Origin of the sequence: Micromonospora sp. NPDC050784 (genome assembly GCF_044456765.1) — a bacterium.
Lineage (GTDB): Bacteria > Actinomycetota > Actinomycetes > Mycobacteriales > Micromonosporaceae > Micromonospora > Micromonospora foliorum.
Genome location: NZ_JBITGG010000010.1, coordinates 230369 through 253788, shown reverse-complemented (window position 1 = coordinate 253788; position 23420 = coordinate 230369). Strand labels below are relative to the sequence as shown.

The following is a 23420-nucleotide window of genomic DNA, read 5'->3' as shown; positions in this document are numbered from 1 at the left end:
CGCCCCGGGGGGGGGGGGCGGGGGGGGGGGGGGGCCCCCCGCCCCCCCGCGGGGGGGGGGGGGGGCTCACCCCCCCCCCCCCGGGGGGGGGGGGGGGGGGGGGGGCGCCCCCCCCCCCCCGTCGGTGCTGTCCTTTGCGGTGCCGTGCCGTGCAGGGTCAGCGCTGCAGGGTCAGCAGACCCGGCCGGTACGGCAACAGGCCGTAGTCGACGCCGTCGGAGCTGGGGGAGCGCCCCTGGTAGAGCAGTTGCAGGTTGCAGGCGTCGACGGTCATCGTCTGGTCGGCGTTGGTGCGCAGCAGCTCACCGTGGCTGATGTCGTTGGTCCAGGTCGCGCCGCTGTTGACCTTGCCCGCGAACGGGTTGCTCTGGGACGCGGCCTGCGGGGTCCACGAACCGTTCAGGCTGGTCGCCGTGAACGAACGGAAGTAGCGGCCCGTCGAACCGATCGCCTCGACGATCATGAGGTACTTGTTCAGACCCTGCAGCTTGTAGACCTGCGGGGCCTCGAACAGGTTGTTCTGCGTGTCGCTCATGATGGTCGTGTAGCTGCTGCCGAAGTTGCCCGGGAAGTTCCCGATCGGCATGCTGGCCCGGTAGATCTTGCCGTTGTCACCGGCGAAGAACAGGTACATGTTCGTACCGTCACCGATGAGAGTCTGATCGATCGGACCGGTACCGGAGCCGGTGATGCTTCCGGTGAACAGCGGCTGCGCTGCGGACCAGCCGTTCGGGTTGGTGGGGTTGGTCGAGGTGCGGTAGGAGAACGCCGTGCCGCCCCACTGGTAGGCCAACACCCAGATGTTCTTCGGCGCGAAGTAGAACAGCGACGGCGCGACGGTGCCGGAGTTCATCCCGGTTTGGGTGGCCGAGGCCATCTGCGAGTAGTTCGTGAAGAGGCTGAAGTTCATCGAACCCCAGCTGGACCCGAAGTCGTGCGTGGTGGCGTAGACCAGTTGCTGGCCGTTGTAGGGGGCGACGGTGAAGTCCTTCAGCGACACCCAACCCGACTTCGGGTTCGCCAACACTCCGGTGGAGGACCACCGGTACGTCGAGGGAAGGTCGCACGTGCCGCCCGGCGGCGGAGTCGTCGTCGGCGGCGTGGTTCCGTCGACGCGGACGAACTGCCACTGCTGGTTGGTGCCGTTCCAGTCGTCGTACTGCACGATGTTTCCGCCGTCGGCGGTCGAGGCGCCCTGCACCTCCATCACCTTGTTGCTGTTCCGGTTGATCAACCGAACGTAGCCGCTGTCCGAGTCGGCCAGCCGGAACTGCTGGTTGGTGCCGTTGAGGTCACTCCACTGCACGATGCTGCCACCGTTGGCGGTCGAGAATCCCGAGACGTCCAGCACCTTGCCGGACAGCCGCGACTTCACCCGGTAGTAGCCACCACCGGAGTCGACGAACTGCCACTGCTGCTGGTTGCCGTTGTTGCGGGTCCACTGCGTGATCCGGGCACCGTCATTCGTGGCCAGGTTGTAGACGTCCAGGGCCTTGCCGCTGTTGCGGTTGACCAACACGTACCACGCGTTCGTGTCGACCGTCGCCGCGGCGGCGGGTGACGACACCACCGTTACCGCGGCGCCACCGACCATCAACGCTGCCGCGCTGGCGGCGAGAACGCGGGGCAACCACCAACGTCGCCGCCGCGAGGGCGTTGCGATCGATGGAGACCTATCGAGGGCAGACATGATCCTCCTCCAGTGACCAAGAGCCGAACGGCCTGCCCGAGGTGGGCGTACCGCGACGCGTGGCCGAGGCGCAGGCGTCAGAACGTTAGCGTTAACAAGACGCCGGCATGCCGTGGCGCACGCCTGATTCGAGATCGACGAGGCAGGGCTTGCCCGGAAAGCCAAGGTGTCGTCGTCCTTAGGCATCGACTGTGAGCGATAACATGCCGTTCGTCAAGACGTAATGTGCTGGGAACATCTACCGGTGACGAGCCGCGGATCTTGGCCCCGAACACCTTCCACCGTCTTCCCGCAGGCATCGCCCCAGATCCCCGGCGCGGAGCCCAGCTGGGCCCTTGAGGAGGCGCCGCGAGCGCGTTAACATCGACGTTTGCCCATTGCTCGCGGTGCTGCGAACTCAGCCCTGAACCTCGACCGGCTGGAGCGTCGGCACGGTGACGGCCGGCAGAGTGGGCGCGTCGATGGGCGACACGGCAGCCCTCCTCGTGCCCTCGGCGTCGGGGACGGCGCCGGTCGGGGAATCACCGCCGCGCATCCGCCGGGCCAGCGGCACAACCACGTCCTTCAGCGACATGGCGGGGCGCTCGACCAGGTGCCAGGAGAGTGCCGCGAGGGCCAGGGTGCCGGCGGACGACACCGCCAGGTACGTGACGAAGCCGTACCGCACGCCGATGAGCAGGGCGACGACCTGCTGAACCGGGAACGCGTAGATGTAGACCCCGTACGAGTAGTCCCGCTTGCGGCCGATCGGGTGTAGCCACCGGGGCAGCCCGACCGCCAGGTACAGCAGCAGGAACGCCAGCAGCGGCACCCCGAGGACATAGAAGCCGCCGGCCCGTGCGGTCACGGCGACCCCGACGGCGGCGAGCGCCGCCAGCCAGCCGGTCATCGGCACCCGGTGCGCGTACAGCTTGGCGACCGCACCGAGCAGGAAAGCGAAGGTCAGGTAGATGACGAGGTTCTTCTCGAAGGTCCCGACCACCGGGTACGGCCCCAGAACGCCGTGCTTGGCCGGCAGGACGACGAGCCCGTCGCCCCGGACGAAGTCCTCGACGACGACCCCGTACACCCCGAGCAGCAGCAACACCACGGCGCCGCGCGCCCGGGCCAGCACCGCGGTCGCCGCCAGCGCAGCGAGCATGAAGTAGCAGAGCACCTCGTACCGCAGTGTCCACAGTGAGCCGTTGACCGGCCCGCCACTCTCGATGCCACGACCGTAGGGCACGTCCCGCAGAATGCCGGAGATCGTCCACTGGTCCATGGCGAACAGCCAGTTCGACCGCAGGTACTGCAACGGGCCCTGCGGGTGACCCCAGAAGCCGTCGAGGGTGCCCCGCTCGTAGTAGGCGATCGCCGGGGCTATCACCAGCGCGGTCACCAGCAGACACACCCACAGAGCGGGCAGGATGCGCAGCGCGCGGTGCCAGAGGTACCGCAGCGGACTGAAGCGAAGGGCACTGCTGGTGATGAGGAAGCCGGAGAGCACGAAGAAGCCGTACACCGCGAGCTTGCCGACATCGGCCTGTCGCATGGTCTCGCTGCTGCCGAGCATCGGCCGACCCAGCGCGAGGGGCCAGCAGTGCGCGACGAGTACCGCGAACGCCAGAGCCATCCGCAACAGCCCGATGCTGTTGGCGCGAGCGTCGAACCGGTCGGCAAGCGTGGGCAGCCCACGACCGACCCGGACCGCCGGAGGCTGCTCCTGCGATGCCTTGCCCATACCCGCCCCCGTCGTCTGATCCTCAGCTGCCATCCGGCACCGCCGCGCCCGCGTACTGTATGCGGCCCTTGATCAGCAAAGCGTTAGCCGAACGGACCGGAACGCGAGACAACCCGCCAACGGTCCCTCGGACTACTTCCGTCGCTTCAGACGGCGGGGTACGCCCGGATCAGACCGCGCCTCGGTCGACCAGGCTGAACGTGGTGTCGAGCGGGGCGTCACCGAGAAACTCGACGTAGATCTCCTGCTTGGTCGGGCTCCACTGCACCGGGCCGTACTCGTCGTTGGTGATGGCGTAGGAGGTGCGCCCCTTGTCGTCCTTGCCGTCACGAGAGATCGCGAACAACGTCGCCTTGGTCGGATGGCACTCGGCTCCCACCAGCGACTTGTTCCCCTCTGAGTCGAGCTTGACCCCGAGGCACGGTCGGTGGGCGATGTCCGGGTTCACGGATTTGATCATGTAGTCGACACCGACCGGTTCGAGCACGAAGAGCGCATCCTTGCCGGTTCCGTCGCCGACCTCGAGCTCACCGTGCGAGGGCAGCGACAGGTCACGGTCGATCTCCACCGCGTGCAGCAGGAATCGCCGCTGACCGGCGAGCATGGCCCGGGTCGGGTCCACGCTGGCCGACGGTGACGCGGTCGGCCTACCCGATGCGGACGCGGACGCGGTGGCCGCCGGCCCGCTCGTTGCCGGACCACCGGTCGGCGTCGCCGGGCTGGGTTTGGCCTGCCCGCTTAACAGTTGTGGGCCGAACAGGTAGGCGGGCACCAGCACCGCGATCACCGCGGCGGTCGCGCCCAGCGCGGTGAGCCAGCCACGCCGACGTGAACCCGCGCGACTGCCCGTGGCCAGACCCGACGGCATCGACCGCGCGCCCTGGTCGTCACCACCGGCAGCGGGCGACACACCCGCCGGCGGCGTCGCGCCCAGGAGTGCGGCCGGCCCGCCCGCACCCACCGGACGCGCCGCGGTCAACAACCCGTCGAGCAACTCCCGGGCGGTGGGCCGGGCAGCGGGGTCCTTCTCCAACGCCCGGGAGACCAACTCCCGCAACGGCCCGCCGAGCCCGGTCAGGTCCGGCGGTTGAGTGAGGATCCGCATCGCGGTGGCGGTAGCGGAGTCGCCCCCGAACGGGTTGCGGCCGGTAGCGGCGTAGGCGACCAGGGCACCCCAGGCGAAGATGTCCGCGGCCGGGCCCACCGGACGGCCGGACGTCGTGTCGAACCGCTCCGGAGCCATGTACGAGACGGTGCCGACCATGTGGTTGGTCCGGGTGTGCTGGCTCGTCGCCTCGAACGCGCGGGCGATGCCGAAGTCGATGACCTTGATCCCACCCGGTGCCACCAGGACGTTCGCCGGCTTCAGGTCGCGGTGGATCACCCCGGCACCGTGGATGGCGGTGAGGGCGGTGGCCACCCCGACCGCGATGCTGTGCAGCTGCGCCGCCCCCAGCGGCCCCCGTTGCCGGACCACCTCGGCCAGATTGGGGCCCTCGACGTACTCCACCACCAGATACGGCGGGTCATGGTCCGGGTCGGCGTCCAGGACCTCAGCCGTGCAGAACGGCGGAACCTGGCGGGCGCGGTTCACCTCACTGCGGAACCGACCCCGGAACTCCTCGTCGTGTGAGAGTTCCGGACGGACGACCTTGACCGCCACCCGCCGTCCCTGCGGCGAGCGGGCCAGGAAGACGCTGCCCATGCCCCCGTCGCCGAGCCGGTCGAGCACCTCGTACCCGCCGAGGCGTGCCGGGTCACCGGGACGCAAACCGTCGCTCACGCCGGACGCCCGCAGATCGCGACCACCGCGCGAACCGTTCCGCCTATCACCCGTTCCCCTTAGGTCACTCCGACGCCGGCCGCAGCCTATCCCCCGCCCACCGAATCCCGTCGATGCCGTCCACCAGTCGGCCACGAGCGCGGCTTGTCGCCTCGTCGCGGTCGGCGCTACTGAAGCCGCCCCTGTCCGTATGACCGGACAGGGGCGGCTCCGCCCGGGACAAAGCCCTTACCGCTTCGCGGCCCAGAAGACATAGACAGCGCCGTACGGCACGGCCGCCGTCGCGCCGTCGGTGCAGGCGCCGGCCGGGGCGACGCCACCCGACGTCAGCAGACGGCTGATGTACGCGACGTCGCCGAGAATGCCGGTGCCGGTATGGGTGTCCACCGTCAGCAGCAGCTCGGGGATGGTCCCCGCCCGTGGGCTCTCCGCGGTCTTCTTCGCCGTGATCAGTGAGCCGTCCCGCTCGGACTGCCAGCTCGGGCCCTTGAAGTGATGGACCCGGCCGCCGGTGCCGACCAACTGGGCCTCCGGCACCGATGCGCCGGTGAACACGCCGCCAGCACATGTGTAGGTCTGCGTTCCGCGAGCGACCACGTACGCACCAACGGGGCGCGATCCCGCCGGTGGCTTGATGGAGGAGGCGATGCGCGGGATGTCGACCCGGCGTGCGTCGGCGCCCACGGAAGTGGGCGCGGCTACCTCGGCAGCGGACGCGTGCTGGGTCACCGCGCCGATCGCCGCCACGACACCGGCCATGCCGACGACGGCAACCGCTCGGGCCCGCGAGTGAAACGTGCTGAGCATGCGGTTCCTCCGTTTCCAGGCAGGCGCACCTACGCCCACTCGTCTCCTGCACGGACAGCATGCGTAGAACGATCAAAATCGCGCCCGATTTGAACGACCACTCACCTGGCGGAGGTGCCGGCGGGCGGTCGGATGCGCCGACCACCCGCCGCGACCGTACGAGCTATCGGCGGCTCCACTGCTGGTTGGTCTGGCCGGTGCAGGTCCAGAGGACGAGCTTCGTGCCGTTGCCCGTACCCACGTTGTAGGGGTCCAGACAGAGGCCGGACTGCACGCCGGTGATGGTGCCGTTGGCGTTGACGTTCCACTGCTGGTTCGTTCCGCCGTGGCAGTCGTAGATGGTGACCTGGGTGCCCGGGGAGGTGCCGTAGCCGGCGGCGTCGAGGCACTTGTTTCCGTACACGGTCAGCGTCTTGCCGCTCGTGTAGGTCCACTGCTGGTTGGTGCGTCCGTGACAGTCCCACAACTGCACCTGGGTGCCGTTGGTGGTGGACGAGCCGGGGACGTCGACGCAGCGGCCGGACAGGGCACCCACGATCGCGGTGGTCTGCCCGGAGCCGCTGCCCGGGTCGCCGATGCTGCCGGGCACCGACTGCAACGCGCTGTACCAGCGAGCCGCCATCTTGTCGTAGCCGCCGGCGGTGGGGTGGACGCCGTCGATCAGGTCGGCGGTGCTGAGGGCGCTGTGCATGTCGACCAGACGCACCCGCTTGCCGGCGTTCACCTTGCTCTGCACGATGCCGGGGATCGCCGCGTTGAAGGTGCGTGCGGCCGCCTCCTGGTTGCTGTTGGAGAGCGGGATGATCTGCGCGACGAACACCTCGGCGGTGGGAGCGGTGGTGGTGATCCGGTCGATCAGGGTGGAGAGCCGGTTCGGCGCGGTGCTCACGTTGTAGTTCTGCAGGATGTCATTGGTACCGATGTGCAGCAGGACGGTCTGCGGCCGTTGGGTGTTCAGCCAGCCGACGATGTTCGCGTCGATCTGGTCGATACGCCAGCCGGGATGTCCCTGGTGGTCGTGGTCACCCAGGCTGGCCGGGCCGTTGAACTGCGACCCGACGAAGTCCACGGTGTACCGACCGTTGACGAGGCGCTGCCAGAGCCCGATCCGGTAGCCGCCCGGCACCTGCGTGCCCTCGGTGATGGAGTCGCCGAGAGGCATCACCCGCACCCCGCCGTTGGATTCCGCGTTGGCCGGACCGGTCGAGGTGAGCACCCCGGCGAGGACAACACCGAGTGCGGCGGTCGCCGCGAGCCATCTTGCCCTCGTTCGCATAGATTTCTCCCCTGCAGTGATAGTGCTGACCGAGGAGTCAGGCCGTCGCGACCGCTGCCACATCGGCATGACGATGCCGTCGCAGCACTGGGACGGATTGTTAACGCTAACAGCGATTCCTGTAAATTCTTGTCGCTGATCCGGCCCACGTCAAGGCATCACGTGCGGTTCGAGCGGCGGCGGAATCTACAACAGCAGCAGGCTCACCCTCACCGAAAGCAAGGTCACCGACAACATCTCCACCCTGGCACCCGGCGGCATCTTCAACGACGGCGGCCAGGTCACCGTGGACCAGAAGACGGTCATCAGCGGCAACCGACCCACGAACTGCACACCCAGCTCACCGCCGGTGCCCAACTGCTTCGGCTGATCGTCCGACCGCCCCGGCACTCGGGTAGCAAGAGGTAATAGAGCAGGTAGGGACATCCGGTCCCGCACAGATTCGGTCACAAGATCGGGCTGCGGCGGGACCGGATGCCGTACGGGACGACTCAGCCCCGGTACGGGGAAGAATCGCAGCTCTGCCGGCTCCGGCAGTATTCGCCGGGCGTAATCCCGAAAAAGGCCCGGAACGCCTGAATGAACGCGCTGGGGCTGCTGTAACCGCTGGACGCGGCGGTCGTGGTCACCGACTCGCCACCGGCGATCAACTTGAGCGAGTGATGCAGTCGCAGCTGTGTGCGCCATTGCGGGAACGACATTCCGGCCTGCACCCGGAACAGCCGGCTGAGGGTACGCGCGCCAGCGCCCACGGCCATGCCAAGCTCGGCGAGGGTGCGGTGGTCGGTGGGATCCTCGAGCAGGATCTCGGCGACGTCCCGCAATCGGGGATCAGCCGGGTACGGCAGGCACAGATGCAACGTGTCCGCCCGTCTTAGCTGGTCAAGAGCCACGCGCTCAAGGTTGTCCCGCTCGTCACCGGTCAACTCGTCGCCGTCGGTAAGGCTGACGATGACCTCGCGCAGCAGGGGTGAGACGGCCAGAGCGGTGGGCTGATCCACGCCCAACGGGTTCAGCGGGCGGTCGAACATGATCGCGCGCATGTCGGTGGGACCGTAGGCGCGATGAGCATGGGCGACACCCGCCGGGATCCACGCTGCCCGATCCGGCGGCACCGTCCACATTCCCGTCGGCGTCGACACCCCCAATACGCCGTTGCGCGGGCAGACAAGCTGGTGGCGCGCGTGGTGGTGCCAATCGATCCGCTCGCGGTCGGCCAAGGGCACCCGGGCGGGGCCATTCACAAGTTGGCTGCTTGGCGACACAAGTCGGCAGGATATCAATAGTCCGCAGGCGGGGCGGTCGGGCATTCTTCCTGCAGCACCCGCAGAGGAAGAGCCCGATGGTGACGGAGACAAACAGCCGAGCGGACGCGGCCAACCCCGGGAGGGCGATGCCGCTGAGCGAGCAACCGTCGGCGTGGCGACGGATGCGCCTGTGGGGCGCCGCCCACGCGGTCGACGACCTTTACCAGGGCCTCGTACCGGCCTGCGTCCCGTATTTCGTGCTGGAGCGCCACTACAGCTACGTGGCCGCTGGTGGTCTCACGCTCGCCGCGACCCTGGGCAGCTCCATTCCTCAGCCATTCATCGGCGTCGCCGTGGATCGTTACCGATCCGACTGGCTCGCTGGGGCCGGAGTAACGCTCGCCGGAATCGGGCTCGGCCTGTCCGGCCTCATGGATAGTTACGTAGCGGTCTGGCTTCTGCTCTGCGCGTCGGGACTCGGCGTGGCGATGTTCCACCCGGCCGCCGGAAAGTCGGCCCGGGTGGCGGCGGGTGAGAGCGCCACAGCAATGAGTATCTTTGCCGCCGGCGGCAGTGTCGGGTTCTTTCTGGCACCAGTACTGGCCACTCCCGCACTCATCGCCATGGGCGTCGGAGCGACCGCGCTTTTCATCCCACCGGCCGTGCTCATGGGTTTCCTGCTACACCGGAATCGGCTACAGAGGCCGGCCACGCGCGGCCTTTCGCGAAGCGGCCGTGACCAGTGGGCCCCCTTCCTGTTGCTGACCTGCATCGAGACGGTCAGATCGGTCGCCTTCTTCGGCGCGATCACCTTCATCGAGCTGTTCTGGATACGTCACCTGGGCGCGGGCAAGAGCCTCGCCGGGGCGGCGCTGGCGTGCTTCCTCGTCGGCGGGGTGGTCGGAACGCTGTTGGGTGGCCGGATCGCCGACCGGGTCGGGATGGTCCGCACGGTGCAGTTCGGCGCGATCGTCGCCATTCCCGCGCTCGTCGGTCTGCGTCTCACGCCCGGGGAGTACCCGCCGCTCCTCTTCGCCGTGCTCGCCGGCATCGCCCTGAACATCCCGTTCGCCGTGCTGGTCAAGCTGGGCCAGGACTATCTACCGACGCGGCCCGGCACCGCTGCCGGTGTGACGCTCGGGCTCGCCGTGAGCATCGGCGGTCTCCTCGCGCCCGCCCTCGGTGTGGCGGCAGAGCATTGGGGTCCCGAGGGCGTGTTCACCATCATCTGTCTGATCCCCTTGGTGGCGCTGGTTCTCGGCGTGTTCCTGAACGAGCCGGCGAAGTGACGTCGCACGCGGACCCGGGCGACACGGTGATCGAGGCTCGGGAAGTCGATGTCGTGCGGGAGCGCCGCCTGCTGCTTGCGGGTATCAGCGTCACGATCCGCGCCGGGGAGCACTGGGCACTGATCGGGCCCAATGGCGCGGGCAAGAGCACCCTTCTCAGCGTGCTCGGCGCCTATCGACATCCCACCCGCGGGCAAGTGGACATTCTCGGTCAGCGCCTCGGGCGGACCGATGTCTTCCAACTGCGCCGGTCGATCGGCCGGGTCACCCCGCAGCATCCGCTGCGCTCCGCGTTGACCGCCCGCGAGGTGGTGCTCACCGGAGCGACCGGCACGATCGACCTGATGCCCCGCTGGACGCCTCGCCCGGACGAGTTGGAGCGGGCGGATCAGCTTCTGTACCTGCTGGGGCTGAGTGCGAGCGCGGAGACCCAGTGGCACCTGCTGTCCCACGGCGAGCGCGGACGCGCGCTGATTGCGCGGGCTGTGCTGGCGCGCCCGCCGCTGCTGCTGCTCGACGAGCCGGCCACCGGGCTGGACCTGCGCGCGCGTGAGCAGTTGCTGACGAGCCTGGACCGCATTCGGGACGCGGCGCCGGAGGCGACCAGCGTCCTGGTCACCCATCACCTTGAGGAGTTGCCCACGACGACCACGCACGCGCTGCTGTTACGGGAGGGCCGGACGGTCGGGTGCGGGCGGGTCGAAAAGGTGCTGACGACCGAGATGATGAGCGACTGCTTCGACCACCCCGTCAGCATCCTGCGGCACGCGGGACGCTGGGCGGCGGTCGCCGCCCCGGACTCCGCAGCGCCGCACTTTCTCACGAGGTGATGCCGCTGTGGCCGGACCACGCCGAAGCAGCACGGGTGTGCTGGCCGGAACCGCGGCGTACTTCATCTGGGGTCTGCTGACCCTCTACTGGCCGCTGCTGGAACCGGCGCCGGCCCTGGAGATCCTCGCCCACCGCATCGTCTGGTCGCTGGTATTCGTCGCCATCGTGTTGACGATCCAGCGCGACCTCAACTGGCTGCGTACGATCCACCGCCAGCCACGGACCTTGGCGCTGCTGGTCGGCGCCGGCTGCTTCGTGGGTGCGAACTGGGGCCTCTACATCTGGGCGGTCAATGGTGGGCGCGTGATCGAGGCGGCCCTCGGTTACTACATCAACCCGCTCTTCAGCGCGCTTCTCGGCCTGGTGGTGCTGCGGGAGCGGATGGCGGTCGCGCAGTGGGTCAGTGTGGCACTGGCGACGGCGGGCGTGGTGTGGCTGGGGATCGACGCCGGACGGCCACCGTGGGTGGCGATCGGCCTGGCCGCCACATTCGGTGTCTACGGATTGTTTCGCAAGTGGGCGGCAATGCCGAGCTGGCGGGCGTTGGCCGTGGAGACGGCCGCGCTGGCCGTTCCCGCCGCCGCGTATCTCGTTGTCCTGTCGGTGACCAACCACAGCCACTTCGGGGACAGTCCTGTCCGGGCCGCGTTGTTCGTCAGCACCGGCCTGATCACCGCGTTGCCGCTGGTCCTCTTCGGTTTCGCGGCCGTCCGAACGCCGCTGACGGTCATCGGGATGCTTCAGTTCCTGCTGCCGACGATTCAGTTCCTCATCGGCTACTTCGGACTCCACGAGACGATCAGCACTGCTGGCCTTGGCGCCTACTGCCTGGTTTGGGCCGGCGCGGCGTTCTTCCTGGCCTCCTACGCATGGCGACAGACACGCCGGGAGGGCCAGCCTCCGGCACCGCAGCGGCGTTGAGGAGATCGAGGGCACCGGGGTGGCGGTGGCCCCGCGTCACACCCGGGATCCTGGCGTGGTGGCCACGATGATTACGGAAAGTGACGGGCGCAACATGACGCCCACGCGACATCCGCTATCCATCGGGACGATCAACAAAAACGCCTGACCGCGTTTCCGCAGGTCAGGCGTTTGATGATCTTGTGCGCCCGAAGGGACTCGAACCCCTAACCTTCTGATCCGTAGTCAGATGCTCTATCCATTGAGCTACGGGCGCTTGTGCTCAGCCAGTGTACACACCCGGCTTTCGCGCGGAGACTCCGGGATTCGAACCCGGGAGGGGCTTTAAGACCCCAACCGCATTAGCAGTGCGGCGCCATAGACCAGACTAGGCGAAGTCTCCCTGGTGATCCTCAGACCACCGCGCCCGAGGATACAGGTCGCCACCCACCGGGAGCAAAACGACTTCCGGGGTACGCCCACCGGGGCCCGCCCGCGCCCGTGTTTCAACGCTGTGCGCCGGCGTGATCGGGACTACGCTCCATCGATATGCAGGAGCAGCCGCCCAGCGAGTCGACACGTCGAGAGCCTGCTGAACGAGCGCGTCCGCGCTCCCCACGGGCCACCTTCCGGCCGCCGATCGTGGCCGACGAGCCCACCGAGACGGTGGAGCCTGAGGCGGCGGCCCCGCCGGCAGCCGCTCCGGCGAGCCAGCGCCCTCGACGGGCCAAGGGCGCCCCGGCGGTGCTCTTCCAGCCACCGGAGCCGGACCGCCCCCTGCCTCGCCAGCCTCGACGCGCACCGACCGAGCTGGCCTCCGAGACAGGTGCGGAGCACCCAGCACAACCGGACGTCGACCAACCAGGCTCCGCAACAGGCGTCGCACCGACGCCGTCGAAGGCCCGGACCACCACCCCTGTTCGCAAGGCTGCTCCCCGGAAGGCAACCGAGACGCCCACCGAGGTGACCCCGGCCACGCCAGCCCCGCGCAAGCGCGCCGCGAACCCCAGCAAAGCCGCGAACCCCACCGCAGAGGCAAGCACCACCCCACCAGAGACCCCGGTCAAAGCCGCGAAGACCACCAAGCGCGCGGCCGCCCCACGCAAGAGCACGCCGGCAAAGAGCACCACGCCGACAAAGCCCGCCCCCGAACCCGTGGCCGGGCAGCAGACGCCACCTGCCGAGCAGCAGACGACACCCACCGAGCCGCAGACAGCACCCGCCGAGCAGCTGGCACCGGCAGCACCCGCCGCGCGGCTGCCTAAGCCGGCTCTGGGGCGTACCCCGGAATCGGAGCTGCGCGCGGTCGCCGCGCGCGTGCTCGACCACCCCGGCTTCGCGCCGGAGCTGTTGGCTCTGGCCGCGGTGCGGGCGCTCGGGCCCGGCGCGGCCGGCTGGGCCGCGGGGTTGCGCACCCGGTATCCGGACGCGTCCGCGGACGGCCTGGCCCGGTTGGCGACCCGGCGGTTCGTCCGCTCGGCGGGTGCGGGCGGGGCGACCGCCGCGCTGGCCGGTTACTTCGCGCCGCTGGCCGAGTTGGCGGCGGTGCTGTGGACGCACTCGGAGCTGGTGCTGCACCTGGCCGCCGCGTACGGCAAGGATCCGACGCATCCCGACCGGGCCGTCGACCTGCTGGTGTTGACCCAGGTGCACCCGGATCGGGCGAGCGCGGCGGCGGCCCTGGCCGCCGCCGAGACGGCGGGCGAGCCGGTCGAAGGGGCGTGGCCACGGGCGGCGGAGGCGGCCTGGCGGTTGGCCGCCCCGCTCACGGCGCAGGCCGGCGGTTGGGTGGCGTTGCGGCTGGCGGCCCGGTTGCTGCCGGGTGCGGCGGTGCTCGCGGCGGCGCTGGGGGACGCGGCGGCAGCCGACCGGCTCGCGGCCCGCACGGTGGCCGTCTACCGACCCGACAGGCGTTGACCGGTCAGAGCCAGTCGAACCACTCCCGGGGCAGTAGCGCGTAGCCGACGAAGGCGAACACGTCGAGCAGGGTGTGCGCGATGACCAGCGGCATCACCCGCCGGGTGCGCAGGTAGAAGAGGCTGAACACGACGCCCATGATCGCGTTGCCGACGAACGCGCCGAAGCCCTGGTAGAGGTGGTACGAGCCGCGCAGCAGCGCGCTGGCCGCAATGATCGCGGCCAGCCGCCACTGGAGCTGGCGCAGCCGGGTGACCAGGTAACCGACCACGATCACCTCCTCCAGCACGGCGTTCTGCACGGCGGAGAGGATCAGCACCGGGACCGCCCACCAGACCGGCGGCAGCGAGGCCGGCACCAGCGTGGCGTTGAGGCCCAGGTGGGCCGCCGCCCAGAACAGCGCCAGCCCGGGTAGGCCGATCAGCGCCGCCAGGCCGGCTCCCCGCGCCACGTCCTGACCGGGCCGTCGGGCGTCCAGGCCGAGGGTTCGCGCCGGGTCGCCGGGGTCACGGCTGAGCAGGTGTACGGCGAGCAGCACCGGCAGCAGCGCGAACACGATGCCGAGCAGCTGGTACGTGAGGTCCAGCCAGGGGCGGGCCGACGCCGAGGTGTTCAGCGAGGCGGTCTGCTTGGAGAGGGGACCGTCGGCGGTCAGCTTCGCGATGATCGACACCACCGCGTAGATCGCGGACTGGCCGAGGGAGAGGCCGAGGACCAGCAGCGTCTCGGTGCCCAGCAGTCGGCGGGACACCGGGCGGGTCAGCTCAACGGTCACCGCACCACTCTGCCCGACGTGCGGCGCCCGTGACATGGCCGACCGGCCACCATGAGCCGATCGCACATTCTGTGCGACCAGTAGACACTCTCCGTGGAGATTCTATGAGCGCCCGATCCGTTGCCGTCTGGAGAAGGAGCGTTCGTGGACAACCTCGCGCGGTTGCTGAAGGAGAGCTGGACCCTGGTCGAGGACGACCGGGTCCGGTTGAGCGGTCACTTCTACGCTCGGCTGTTCCTGCTCGACCCCGCCCTGCGGCAACTCTTCCCGGTGCAGATGACCGGCCAGGGCGACCGCCTACTCGAAGCGATCATCACGGCGATCCACACGGTCGACGACCCGGAGAGCTTCGACGAGTTTCTCCGGGCGCTGGGCCGCGACCACCGTAAGTACCACGTCGACGAGCAGCACTACGCCACCATGGGCGTCGCACTGTTGGACGCGCTGCGCAGCACCGCCGGTGACAGCTGGAACCTGGAGTACGACCAGGCGTGGCGGGAGGCGTACGCGGCGATCGCCGCCCTGATGGTGGCCGGCGCCGCCTCCGACGACGACCCGCCGTTCTGGCACGCCGAGGTGCTGACCCATGAGCGGTACGGCCCGGACACCGCCGTGCTGACCTGCCGGGCGTTGCAGCATCCGCTGCGCTGGCAGGCGGGGCAGTACGTGAGCCTGGAGGTGCCGCGCTACCACCCCCGGGTGTGGCGCAACTACTCCGTGGCGAACGCCCCGAACGACGACAACGTGTTGGAGTTCCACGTGCGGTCTCCGGGGGCCGGCTGGGTGTCCGGCGCCCTGGTGCGTCGGGTGCGGCCGGGTGACCTGCTGCGCCTGGCGGCGCCGATGGGGTCGATGACCCTGGACCGCGCCTCGGAACGGGACGTCCTCTGCGTGGCCGGCGGCGTCGGGCTGGCACCGATCAAGGCGCTGGTGGAGGAGTTGGCCACCTACAACCGGACCCGGTGGGTGCACGTCTTCTACGGCGCCCGGCAGGCGGCCGACCTGTACGGCCTGGCCGGGTTGCAGGAGTTGGTGGCCGCACACCCGTGGTTGTCGGTCACCGCGGCGTGCAGTGAGGACCCGGACTTCGACGGCGAGCAGGGCGACATCCCGGAGGTGGTGGCCCGGTACGGGCCGTGGACCACGCACGACTGCTACGTCTCCGGTGCCGCCCGGATGGTCCGGTCCACCCTGCGGGTGCTCGCCGCGGACGACGTGCCGCCGCCGCACATCCGCTACGACACCTTCGGTGACCTCTAGACGTTCCTCCCCCCACACCGGGGCGCGTGCCCCTGCCCCCTGGGGCACGCGCCCCGGTCCCTTCTTGGGTCAGTAGCGCCAGGGGTGCCCGGTCTCGCGGTACTCCTCCACCGGCACCAACGGCACGCCGGGTGCCATCCGGTCGACGTAGAGCCGGCCCTCCAGGTGGTCGATCTCGTGTGCGACCAGCCGGGCCATGCCGAACTCGAACGAGGTGATGACGCGGCTGCCGTCCCACTGGGCATGCTCCACGTCCAGGCGTAACGGTCGGGGCACCAGACCTCGGTGGTCGAAGAAGGAGAGGCAGCCCTCGTACTGCTCGTCGGTCTCCGGGTCGGCGTCGACCACCCGGGGGTTGAGCAGCACGACCGGCTCCGCCGAGCGGTCGGGGGGCCGGACCACGGCCGCCGCCCGGTCGATGCCGAACTGCGGGGCGGCGACTCCGACCCCCTTGCTGAACGGGTGCAGCTCGTCGAGCCGGGCCAGGGCCATGGTGAGCCGGTCGACCACGTCCCGGGCGACGTGTTCCTCCGCGGGCAGGTCGAACGGGCGGGCCCGCTGACGGAGCAGGTCGGCCCCGCGTTGCACGATGCCGAGGCCGCGCATCCGGTCGCTGGGTCGGACCCGGGCGCCGCCGGGGCCGGTGTCCGGTTCGTTGTCCGGGCGGGCGCGGAACCGCCACTGCATCCGGTAGCGGGCGTTCAACGGTGGGTCGTCGGTCTGCCAGTCGTAGATCGCCCGGTCGCCCTCGTCGTGACGCTGCGGCGCCGTCCGCAGCGGGCCCTCCTCCGCGCTGAGCGAGGTCTCCACGCCCCAGACCTGCGGGTCGAGCGCCGCAGGCAGATCCAGGCGTACGGCGAGTTGCCGGGTGGGCAGCCGGACGGCTCGCTGGAACCAGGGGCCCCACTTCTCGTGCCCGACGCTGTACGCGTACTCGATGGTGGCCCGGTCGCCCGGGTAGAGGGGGAAGCGCCGCTCCCCGTTCTCGAAGAGCAGCCAGATCTCCTTGAACGCGTCCCGATCGTGTTTGGCTCGCCAGTGCATCGGCTCCGGGTCTCCGCCGCCGTCGTCTCGGTGGGCCTGGATCTGCAGCTCGGCGAAGGTGAGAGGGTGCTCCCGGTGGTGCCGGTTGGAGCGTCCGGGGTCGTTCGGGTAGCGGTCGACGGCGACCCGGACCAGGTAGCGGGTGACCGGCTCCGTGCCGGCGTTGTACAGCTCACGGTGGATGACGCACCGGTAGCCGTCCTCGGTGTGGGTGAGGGTGGCCAGCTCCCGTTCCACGACCAGGCCGGTGCCGGGTGGCAGCCACTGTCCCGGTAGGTACGGCTCGCGGTGCGGCTGACCGGCCCGGGCGTGCCGTAGGTCGTCGTACTCCCGGAAGCGTTGCCAGATCGCGCCGCTGGCCTCCAGGACGGCCTCGGCGCGGCGGGCGAAGTCCTCGGTCGGGCGGTGCCGGCGCCCCTCGACGTGGCTCACGTAGGACGGGTCGAACCCCATCAGGACGGCCAGTTGCTTCTTGGACAGCCCGCGCCCCGTCCGTTGCCGGGCGAGTTCGGCCGCGAAGGACTCGGCAGCCCGTTCGAGGGGTGAGGTCGTCATCAGCTTCCTCGTGGCCGGGGATATAAGTTTCACGTTCTGTGCCCGAGCGCACACGCATGTGGCATGTTTTCGACACATCGCTTGACAATCCACCGATGACCATCGATCGTGCGACGGCGTTTCCCAGCCCTGACTCCGGGTAGTACGCGAAGCGCTACTCCCGTGGGATGCGGGATGACCTGGGCGTCTGGGATGTGACCAAGGTGAGGCTTCCCTTACGGTCGAGGGTCTGGTTAGGCTAGCCTTAGCTCAGGACGGCACTGGTCGTCCGCCGGGGCGCACTCCTCGGTCACACAGACAGGGGACGACTCAGGTGACAGCGGTGATGCCACGGCGCGAGGCCGCCACCACGCCCCTCGCGCCCGTCACCGCAGCGCTGCGCGCCATGTTCGGCACCGACGACCTCCCCGGCCTCGCCCGGGGCCTGCTGGTCGACGACGAGCTCGGCTGGGCACCCGCCACCACCCTGATCGACGGCAGCCGACTGCCGGAGCTGCTGAACGGCGCAGCCGTCCGCTGGGGCGGCACCCCGCACGCCTGCGCCGCGCTGGCATGGAAGTCGTACAGCTACTGGGCCGCGCTGCCGGTCGTGCTCGGCTGGGCCTCCGCCCGGCGGGTGCCGCTGCTCGACCCGGCCGACCTGCTGATCCACTTCGAGGACCACCGACAGCTGCTCACCATGGGCCTGCGCCGGGGCACCACCGTGGCGGTGCTGCCGAACGATCCGTTGGCGCTCGCCGGCCTGCCGGAGGTGCGGGTCGTCGCCGACGAGGCCGAGCTGCTGGCCGCGCTGCGCGCGTCACTGCTCGACGCCCACCTGGCACCGCTCATCACGGCGATCCAGTCCGAGGTCCGGGTGGGCACTCGGACGCTGCTCGGCTCGGTCGCCTCCGGCATCGCGCACGGCATCCTGCGGGCCGCGGACGGCCTGCCCGGCTCCACCGTGCAGAGCATCGACACCCTGCTCGGCGCACTCGACCTGACCGACCTGATCGAGCTGGTGCCCGGGCCGACCGGTGAGCCGACAGTGCAGCGCCGCACCTGCTGCCTGGCCTTCACCCTCCCCCGGCCGAAGGTCTGCCAGGGCTGCTGCGTCCGCTGACCAGGCCGGGCTGGGCCGCACCGCTCAGTCGGTCAACGACCGGACGTCCCACACCCACACGCCACCGGTGAACACCGGTTGGATCCCGGTCAGCTCGGTCATCCCCCGGCGCAGCGCGGCCTCATGCTCGTGTGGCCCGAGGATGACCACCCCAGCCCGCCAGTAGCGCAGGTCGTCGACCGCCCGGACCCGGGTCTGCGGGGTGATCGGCGGCACCGCCCCGGTCCGCCGAATGGTGGCGAAGAAGCTGCTGGTGGGTCGGGGAGTCGCTCCGAACAGCGCGACCTTCGGCGGATCGGCGTTCGGGCGGGTGTCCGGGCCGAGGAAGTAGCCGCGGGCCAACGGCATGTCCAGCCGGGTCGCCGCCGACCAGCGCAGCGGCGCCGCGTACGTGGTGTCCGGCAACGGCAGCGTCACCACACTGCGCCCACCGGTCACGTACGGCCGCCACGCCCCACTGGTCACGAAGGTGGGCACCGGGTCGAGGTGGGCCACGGGCAGCGGGGTGGGGACGATCGGCAACAGGGCCATCGTGAGCACGGTGGCGGTGACGAAACGGACCTGCCCCCGCGCGGCCGGGTGCGCGCCGGCCAACTCACGGGCCCGTTCGGCGCCGTAGGCGAGCAGCAGCCCGACGATCGGGGTGATCGCCAACGCCCAGCGCGTCGGCACCACCGAGTGCAGGATGGGCAGGTTCTCCAGCGCCGCCCAGGGCCCTGGGACACCCGTACCCCGGTTGTCGAAGCGGACCTCCCGGCCCAGCGAGAGCACCGCGAAGAGCAGCCCGAGCGCGGCCAGCGCGAGCACCACGATCGAGCGCCGCAGCCACCAGACCAGGGCGACCACCAGCACCACCAGCGCCCAACCGAAGAAGCTGTTCTCCTCGGTCGGGTTCTTGGCCAGCCCGGCCGCGGTGCGCGCACTACCGGCGAGGGATTCCCGGGAGTACGCGACGAACGAGGCCAGGTCGCTGGAGTAGCCGCGGATCAGGCGGGACAGCCCGGAGTACGCGTCCGGCCCGAAGAACTGGACGTAGAGGGGGTACGCCAGCAGGAGCCCGGCGACCCCGGCGGCGACGGCCAAGCCGGCGAGGAAGGGTCGGGCCCGCGATCGCAGATCAGTGCGGCCGAGGGCGAGCACACCGACGACCACACCGAGCCCGATCGCGGTCATCAGCAGGATCTCCAGGTTGAGGAATGCCTGCCAGACGATGACCAGCGCGAGGAGGACCCCGTTGCGCAGCCAGCGGCGCGGTTCGCCGAGTCGCAGTGTGCGCCAAATGATCAACGGGACGACGAACTGCGACACGATGTTCGGGTGCCCATTGGCGTGCGACACCATGGCCGGCGCGAACGCGCAGAAGCCGGCGCCCAGCCACGCCGGCCCCCGGCTGCCGATCAGGACCCGGGAGAGCAGGAAATACCAGGCCGTGGCGGTGGCAATCATGCCGGCGGTGAGAAAGGTCAGAAATGACGCTCGCGGCCCGAGCAACAGGGTGATCGGCGTCATTGGCAATGAAATGGATAATACGGACGTATTGGCCATCAGATTCACGCCGTCGGGGACGTTCATCTGATTGGAATGGAACGGATACGCAAAGTGCGTGACTACTCGCGCACCGTGCGCCATCATCCATTCGAACTGCGATTGATCAGACTGGTTGTCCCGCACACCACTGCCCGCGTCCAGCCAGAGGCGACCGGTGACCCAGAAACCGAGCAGCACGAAGCTCAGCACAGCGGCCAGATCGGCCCACATCCCCCTGCGGGAAGGCCGAACGGCACCGGAGGCCCCCTCCGCCGACGACGCGGTGGCCGGGCCGCCGCTGTCGCTGGGCACGTCCGGTTCAGGAGTAGTCATGACAATTCATAGGGTAGTCAGCGTATGGCACCGCCGTGACATGTTTCGGGGTACTGCCGTACTATGTGCCGGGTTCGCCGACCGCCGATCACGAACCCACCCCCCGACCACAATTCGGCCACCCCGATGCCCCGATTCTTTCGCCGTCCCAGCGGATGATTCACTCTGTCGGTCCAGGCACGGGTCGAGTTCATATCGTGAGGAATCGACGCATGGCAGAAATCACTGGGGATCAGCGCGTGCAGTCCGAGGTCCTGGAAGGCCTGGCAACCGCTGTCAACCACCGTCGCTGGTTCATCGAACTGGCCGTGCCGTACCTGGGCGACGACCCGATCGAGATCGGCAGCGGCCTCGGTGACTACGCGCTGGAATGGTCCGAGCGGCTTCCTCGGTTCACCGCGACCGAGGCGGACCCGGACCGGCTGGTGCAGCTCAAGGAGCGCCTCGCCGGCCGTCCGAACATCGACGTCCGGCAGATGCTGCTGCCGCACAACGACCGGGGCGACTACAGCGCCGCCGTCTCGTACAACGTCCTGGAACACATCGAGGACCACGTGGGCGCGCTGCAGAGCATGCGCGACCTGGTCCGACCCGGCGGCGCCGTGATCATCATCGTGCCCGCGTTCCAGTTCGCGATGGGCCCGGCCGACATCGCCACCGGGCACGTCCGCCGCTACACCAAGAAGACGCTCGGGGCGGCGATGACCGACGCCGGTCTGACCGTCGAGAAGATGCACTACGCCAACGCGCTCGGGTTGATCGGCTACTTCATGGCCACCAAGGTCTTCCGGCTGATGCCGAAGGAGGGCCCGATGGTCAAGGTGTACGACACCCTCGTCCTGCCCGCCACCAAGGCCGCCGAGCAGCTCGTCCTTCCGCCGTTCGGCCAGTCCGTCTTCGCCGTAGCCCGCGTCCCAGCCTGACCCACCCCGGCCCCGCCCCGCCGATCTTGCACTTTCTGTCGCCCTTATGCCTGTTAGGTCAGGGATGTCGGGACAGTAAGTGCAAGATCGCGGGAGCTGGGGCGGGGTTACTCCTTGATCTGGTAGGTCGGGCGGATCACCGCTCGGGCCAGGGTGTGGAACGTCAGGTTGAAGCCGACGTAGGCGGGCGTGGCGTCCGGCGTCAGGTCCAGGCGATCGACGTCCAGGGCGTGCACCGCGAAGACGTACCGGTGCGGGCGGTCACCGGGCGGCGGCGCTGACCCGCCGTACCCCTGCTCGCCGTAGTCGTTGCGGACCGAGAACGCCCCACCGAGGTCGGTGCCCGCCGCGCCACCGGCGCCGGTGGGCAACTGGGTGACGCTGGCCGGCACGTTCACCAGCACCCAGTGCCAGAAACCGCTGCCCGTCGGCGCGTCGGGGTCGTAGCAGGTCACCGCGAAGCTCTTCGTCTCGGCGGGGAAGTCCGACCAGGCCAGCTGCGGCGAGACGTTGTCGCCCCCGGTGCTGCCATGCGCGTGCCGGGCATCCATCGGCTCGCCGTTCTGCACGTCGTCGCTCGTCAGCGTGAACGAGGGCAGCGTCGGCAGCAGCTCGTACGGGTCCGGGGCGATCGGTCGTTCCAGGGTCATGGGGACGCGTCCTTCCGATGTGCGGAGATACCAGCCCCTTCTTACCCCGCCACGGCCCTCCCGACGACCGGAAGCACGCGCTGACCGACTGTGGTTTCGCGGAGCTACGTTTGAGTTCGGGCAACGTTCCGCAGGGGGACACCGTGGCCGGCATCTGGCGGGACTTCGTGGTGGCCGTTTTCACCGCGTTCCGCCGCCGAGACGAGCGGGCCATCGCCGGCGAACGCCGACGCGCGGTCGAGCGACTGGCCGAGGAGACGATCCGCCGGGAGCGGCAGGCCACCGACCCGCCGGAGTGACCGGGACGCGGCGCGCCGGACTGCCACCCTGAAACCGGTGAAGATTGCCTGATGGGGCGGATCTTCCGGTCGCGGCCGGTGGCGACCGCGGAGACACACCGAACCACCCTCTTCGAGATCTTCTTCGATCTGGTGTTCGTCTTCGGCCTCATCCGGGTCACCACGTTCATGAGCCAGCGGCCGTCGCCGGTGGCGCTCACGCAGGGATTCCTCGTACTCCTGTTGCTGTGGATCTCCTGGGTGGTCTACTCCTGGCTGGGCAACCACGTCCGCATCGACGTCGGGCTGATCCGTGCCGGTGTGACGGTCTCGATGGCCGCCGTCTTCCTCGTCGCACTGGTCATCCCCGACGCCTGGGCGACCGGGCCGGGCACGACGAGACAACGACTGATCCTGGTGCTGGCCTACGTCACGCTTCGCGTCATCGCTCTCGCGCTCTTCCAGTGGGCCGCTGCGGGCAACCGACAGCTGAGCAGGACCCTTCGTCTGTACGCCCTCTCGACCGTGCTGTCCTGGATCCCCTTCGTCCTCGGTGCCGTGCTCGGCGGCACCGCCCAGCTCCTGCTCTGGGCGGCGGCCCTCACCATCGACATGGGCGGCGGGGTGGTGTCCTCGGTGCTGAGCGGGTGGCCGGTGCGAAGCCCGAGTCACTTCGCGGAGCGACACAGCCTCGTGGTGATCATTGCGCTCGGCGAGTCCCTCATCTCGGTCGGCGCCGGCGTCGGGGTACAGCGGGTCCGCGGACCGATCCTGTTGGCCGCGGTCCTCACGCTGGCCGTCACCGTGTGCCTGTACTGGCTGTACTCCTCCACCGCGATGGCCGCCGGCCAGGCGTTGATGACGGAGTCCGGGCTACGGCGGGCCCACGTCGGCGCCAACGCCTACACCCTCGCCCACTTTCCGCTGGTCGCCGGGACCATCTACGTGGCGCTGGGAGTCGAGCAGATCTTCGCCGGGCTCGCGCACGAGGAGTCCCCCGGCACCTCGGACTGGATGCCGGCAATCGCGCTGTTCGGCGGGACCGCCCTGTTCCTCGCAGGCAGGGCGACGTTCCTGAGTCTCAGCGTCCGGTGCGTGCGACCGGGGCAGCTCGTCGCTCCCGTCGTGGCGCTGCCGTTGCTTCCCGTCGGCCGGTACCTGCCCGACCTGGCCGCGCTCGGCCTGCTCACCGCGTTCCTCGCCGTGCTGCTCAGCTACGAGGCGTGGACCAGGAGATCGACTCAGGTTCAGTGACGTCGGGGTGTCCCAGGACTCCTGACACCCCGACTTTCGGGGAGTCGAGTGGATCAAGGTGGGCGGAGGGTGTGGGATTCGAACCCACGAAGACATCGCTGCCTTACCGGTTTTCAAGACCAGCGCCATCGGCCACTAGGCGAACCCTCCTGGGCCGCCGCCCGTGGGCGTACGGCCACGCATAGTCTGCCACGGCTCGCTCCGGGCGGCCCGGCGTCCCTCCCCGGTACGCCGGCCAGGCGGTCGCGCGTGTCCACAG

General features: G+C 69.6%; 20 protein-coding genes and 3 tRNA genes. 9 read left to right on the top strand and 14 right to left on the bottom strand.

Annotated features, from left to right (window positions below):
* Positions 1-157 precede the first annotated feature (157 nt).
* The 7 genes from ACIBD9_RS16580 to ACIBD9_RS16550 form a co-directional block, all read right to left on the bottom strand.
* On the bottom strand, positions 158-1690 hold the full coding sequence (locus ACIBD9_RS16580; RefSeq protein WP_396718436.1) for a non-reducing end alpha-L-arabinofuranosidase family hydrolase: 1533 nt from the start codon (positions 1688-1690) through the stop codon (positions 158-160).
* 397 nt (positions 1691-2087) lie between these two features.
* Entirely contained in the window at positions 2088-3410 is a 1323-nt protein-coding gene (locus ACIBD9_RS16575) for an acyltransferase family protein (protein ID WP_396718433.1), read from the bottom strand.
* Between the two features lie 169 nt (positions 3411-3579).
* Positions 3580-5193 (bottom strand): serine/threonine protein kinase, encoded by a 1614-nt coding sequence (locus ACIBD9_RS16570; RefSeq protein WP_396718431.1) that lies wholly within the window; start codon positions 5191-5193, stop codon positions 3580-3582.
* Between the two features lie 228 nt (positions 5194-5421).
* Positions 5422-6000 carry a DUF3455 domain-containing protein gene (locus tag ACIBD9_RS16565; RefSeq protein ID WP_396718429.1) on the bottom strand — a complete coding sequence of 193 codons (579 nt, stop codon included), beginning with the start codon at positions 5998-6000 and terminating at the stop codon, positions 5422-5424.
* A 163-nt stretch (positions 6001-6163) separates the two neighbouring features.
* Complete coding sequence (locus ACIBD9_RS16560) at positions 6164-7276, bottom strand: ricin-type beta-trefoil lectin domain protein (protein WP_396718426.1); 1113 nt, start codon at positions 7274-7276, stop codon at positions 6164-6166.
* Positions 7277-7462: 186 nt separating this feature from the next.
* The gene (locus ACIBD9_RS16555; RefSeq protein WP_396718423.1) at positions 7463-7666 is read right to left on the bottom strand and encodes a hypothetical protein; all 204 of its coding nucleotides are present in this window, start codon (positions 7664-7666) and stop codon (positions 7463-7465) included.
* A gap of 101 nt (positions 7667-7767) precedes the next feature.
* Positions 7768-8520: an AraC family transcriptional regulator gene (locus ACIBD9_RS16550; protein ID WP_396718421.1), complete on the bottom strand. Its 753-nt coding sequence runs from the start codon at positions 8518-8520 to the stop codon at positions 7768-7770.
* Positions 8521-8618: 98 nt separating this feature from the next.
* Between ACIBD9_RS16550 and ACIBD9_RS16545 the strand changes: the two genes are divergently transcribed.
* The 3 genes from ACIBD9_RS16545 to rarD are packed head-to-tail and all read left to right on the top strand — an operon-like array spanning position 8619 to position 11564.
* Positions 8619-9812 carry an MFS transporter gene (locus ACIBD9_RS16545; RefSeq protein ID WP_396718419.1) on the top strand — a complete coding sequence of 398 codons (1194 nt, stop codon included), beginning with the start codon at positions 8619-8621 and terminating at the stop codon, positions 9810-9812.
* A complete protein-coding gene (locus tag ACIBD9_RS16540) occupies positions 9809-10642 on the top strand; it encodes an ABC transporter ATP-binding protein (protein WP_396718417.1) in 834 nt (277 codons plus the stop codon). The genes ACIBD9_RS16545 and ACIBD9_RS16540 overlap by 4 nt, the downstream gene beginning before the upstream one ends.
* A gap of 37 nt (positions 10643-10679) precedes the next feature.
* Positions 10680-11564, top strand: coding sequence for an EamA family transporter RarD (rarD, locus tag ACIBD9_RS16535; protein WP_396718415.1), 885 nt, complete (start codon positions 10680-10682; stop codon positions 11562-11564).
* A gap of 183 nt (positions 11565-11747) precedes the next feature.
* Here the strand turns inward: rarD and ACIBD9_RS16530 are convergent.
* Both ACIBD9_RS16530 and ACIBD9_RS16525 read right to left on the bottom strand, forming a co-directional pair.
* Positions 11748-11820 (bottom strand) — tRNA-Arg (locus ACIBD9_RS16530).
* Positions 11821-11855: 35 nt separating this feature from the next.
* Positions 11856-11946 (bottom strand) — tRNA-Ser (locus tag ACIBD9_RS16525).
* Positions 11947-12185: 239 nt separating this feature from the next.
* Here ACIBD9_RS16525 and ACIBD9_RS16520 point away from each other — a divergent pair.
* Positions 12186-13460: a hypothetical protein gene (locus ACIBD9_RS16520; protein ID WP_396718412.1), complete on the top strand. Its 1275-nt coding sequence runs from the start codon at positions 12186-12188 to the stop codon at positions 13458-13460.
* A 4-nt stretch (positions 13461-13464) separates the two neighbouring features.
* Here ACIBD9_RS16520 and ACIBD9_RS16515 read toward each other — a convergent pair whose 3' ends face one another.
* Positions 13465-14235, bottom strand: a complete 771-nt coding sequence (locus ACIBD9_RS16515; RefSeq protein WP_396718409.1) for a CPBP family intramembrane glutamic endopeptidase — start codon at positions 14233-14235, stop codon at positions 13465-13467.
* Positions 14236-14379: 144 nt separating this feature from the next.
* On the opposite strand from ACIBD9_RS16515, the gene ACIBD9_RS16510 reads away from it, so the two are divergent.
* The gene (locus ACIBD9_RS16510; RefSeq protein WP_396718406.1) at positions 14380-15495 is read left to right on the top strand and encodes a globin domain-containing protein; all 1116 of its coding nucleotides are present in this window, start codon (positions 14380-14382) and stop codon (positions 15493-15495) included.
* A 69-nt stretch (positions 15496-15564) separates the two neighbouring features.
* Here ACIBD9_RS16510 and ACIBD9_RS16505 read toward each other — a convergent pair whose 3' ends face one another.
* A complete protein-coding gene (locus ACIBD9_RS16505) occupies positions 15565-17094 on the bottom strand; it encodes a peptide deformylase (RefSeq protein ID WP_396718403.1) in 1530 nt (509 codons plus the stop codon).
* A gap of 325 nt (positions 17095-17419) precedes the next feature.
* Here ACIBD9_RS16505 and ACIBD9_RS16500 point away from each other — a divergent pair, with 325 nt between their 5' ends.
* On the top strand, positions 17420-18196 hold the full coding sequence (locus tag ACIBD9_RS16500) for a hypothetical protein (RefSeq protein WP_387173291.1): 777 nt from the start codon (positions 17420-17422) through the stop codon (positions 18194-18196).
* Positions 18197-18220: 24 nt separating this feature from the next.
* Here the strand turns inward: ACIBD9_RS16500 and ACIBD9_RS16495 are convergent, their stop codons facing one another.
* The gene (locus tag ACIBD9_RS16495) at positions 18221-19954 is read right to left on the bottom strand and encodes a hypothetical protein (RefSeq protein ID WP_396718455.1); all 1734 of its coding nucleotides are present in this window, start codon (positions 19952-19954) and stop codon (positions 18221-18223) included.
* A 314-nt stretch (positions 19955-20268) separates the two neighbouring features.
* Between ACIBD9_RS16495 and ACIBD9_RS16490 the strand changes: the two genes are divergently transcribed.
* Complete coding sequence (locus ACIBD9_RS16490) at positions 20269-20979, top strand: class I SAM-dependent methyltransferase (protein ID WP_396718400.1); 711 nt, start codon at positions 20269-20271, stop codon at positions 20977-20979.
* 107 nt (positions 20980-21086) lie between these two features.
* Here ACIBD9_RS16490 and ACIBD9_RS16485 read toward each other — a convergent pair whose 3' ends face one another.
* Positions 21087-21629: a YbhB/YbcL family Raf kinase inhibitor-like protein gene (locus ACIBD9_RS16485; RefSeq protein WP_387173297.1), complete on the bottom strand. Its 543-nt coding sequence runs from the start codon at positions 21627-21629 to the stop codon at positions 21087-21089.
* Between the two features lie 110 nt (positions 21630-21739).
* Between ACIBD9_RS16485 and ACIBD9_RS16480 the strand changes: the two genes are divergently transcribed.
* Both ACIBD9_RS16480 and ACIBD9_RS16475 read left to right on the top strand, forming a co-directional pair.
* Positions 21740-21928 (top strand): hypothetical protein, encoded by a 189-nt coding sequence (locus tag ACIBD9_RS16480; protein WP_396718398.1) that lies wholly within the window; start codon positions 21740-21742, stop codon positions 21926-21928.
* Positions 21929-21979: 51 nt separating this feature from the next.
* Positions 21980-23161 (top strand): low temperature requirement protein A, encoded by a 1182-nt coding sequence (locus tag ACIBD9_RS16475; protein ID WP_396718396.1) that lies wholly within the window; start codon positions 21980-21982, stop codon positions 23159-23161.
* A 63-nt stretch (positions 23162-23224) separates the two neighbouring features.
* On the opposite strand, the gene ACIBD9_RS16470 is transcribed toward ACIBD9_RS16475, so the two are convergent.
* Positions 23225-23311: transfer RNA gene (locus ACIBD9_RS16470), tRNA-Ser, on the bottom strand.
* Positions 23312-23420 lie beyond the last annotated feature (109 nt).

Excerpts from the sequence above, each read along its gene's own strand:
- ACIBD9_RS16490 (WP_396718400.1), top strand. The coding sequence starts at position 20,269 with ATGGCAGAAATCACTGGGGATCAGCGCGTGCAGTCCGAGGTCCTGGAA.
- ACIBD9_RS16560 (WP_396718426.1), bottom strand. The coding sequence starts at position 7,276 with ATGCGAACGAGGGCAAGATGGCTCGCGGCGACCGCCGCACTCGGTGTT.
- ACIBD9_RS16565 (WP_396718429.1), bottom strand. The coding sequence starts at position 6,000 with ATGCTCAGCACGTTTCACTCGCGGGCCCGAGCGGTTGCCGTCGTCGGC.
- ACIBD9_RS16505 (WP_396718403.1), bottom strand. The coding sequence starts at position 17,094 with ATGACGACCTCACCCCTCGAACGGGCTGCCGAGTCCTTCGCGGCCGAA.
- ACIBD9_RS16485 (WP_387173297.1), bottom strand. The coding sequence starts at position 21,629 with ATGACCCTGGAACGACCGATCGCCCCGGACCCGTACGAGCTGCTGCCG.
- ACIBD9_RS16575 (WP_396718433.1), bottom strand. The coding sequence starts at position 3,410 with ATGGGCAAGGCATCGCAGGAGCAGCCTCCGGCGGTCCGGGTCGGTCGT.
- ACIBD9_RS16545 (WP_396718419.1), top strand. The coding sequence starts at position 8,619 with ATGGTGACGGAGACAAACAGCCGAGCGGACGCGGCCAACCCCGGGAGG.
- ACIBD9_RS16475 (WP_396718396.1), top strand. The coding sequence starts at position 21,980 with ATGGGGCGGATCTTCCGGTCGCGGCCGGTGGCGACCGCGGAGACACAC.
- ACIBD9_RS16580 (WP_396718436.1), bottom strand. The coding sequence starts at position 1,690 with ATGTCTGCCCTCGATAGGTCTCCATCGATCGCAACGCCCTCGCGGCGG.
- ACIBD9_RS16495 (WP_396718455.1), bottom strand. The coding sequence starts at position 19,954 with ATGTGGGCCGATCTGGCCGCTGTGCTGAGCTTCGTGCTGCTCGGTTTC.
- ACIBD9_RS16500 (WP_387173291.1), top strand. The coding sequence starts at position 17,420 with ATGCCACGGCGCGAGGCCGCCACCACGCCCCTCGCGCCCGTCACCGCA.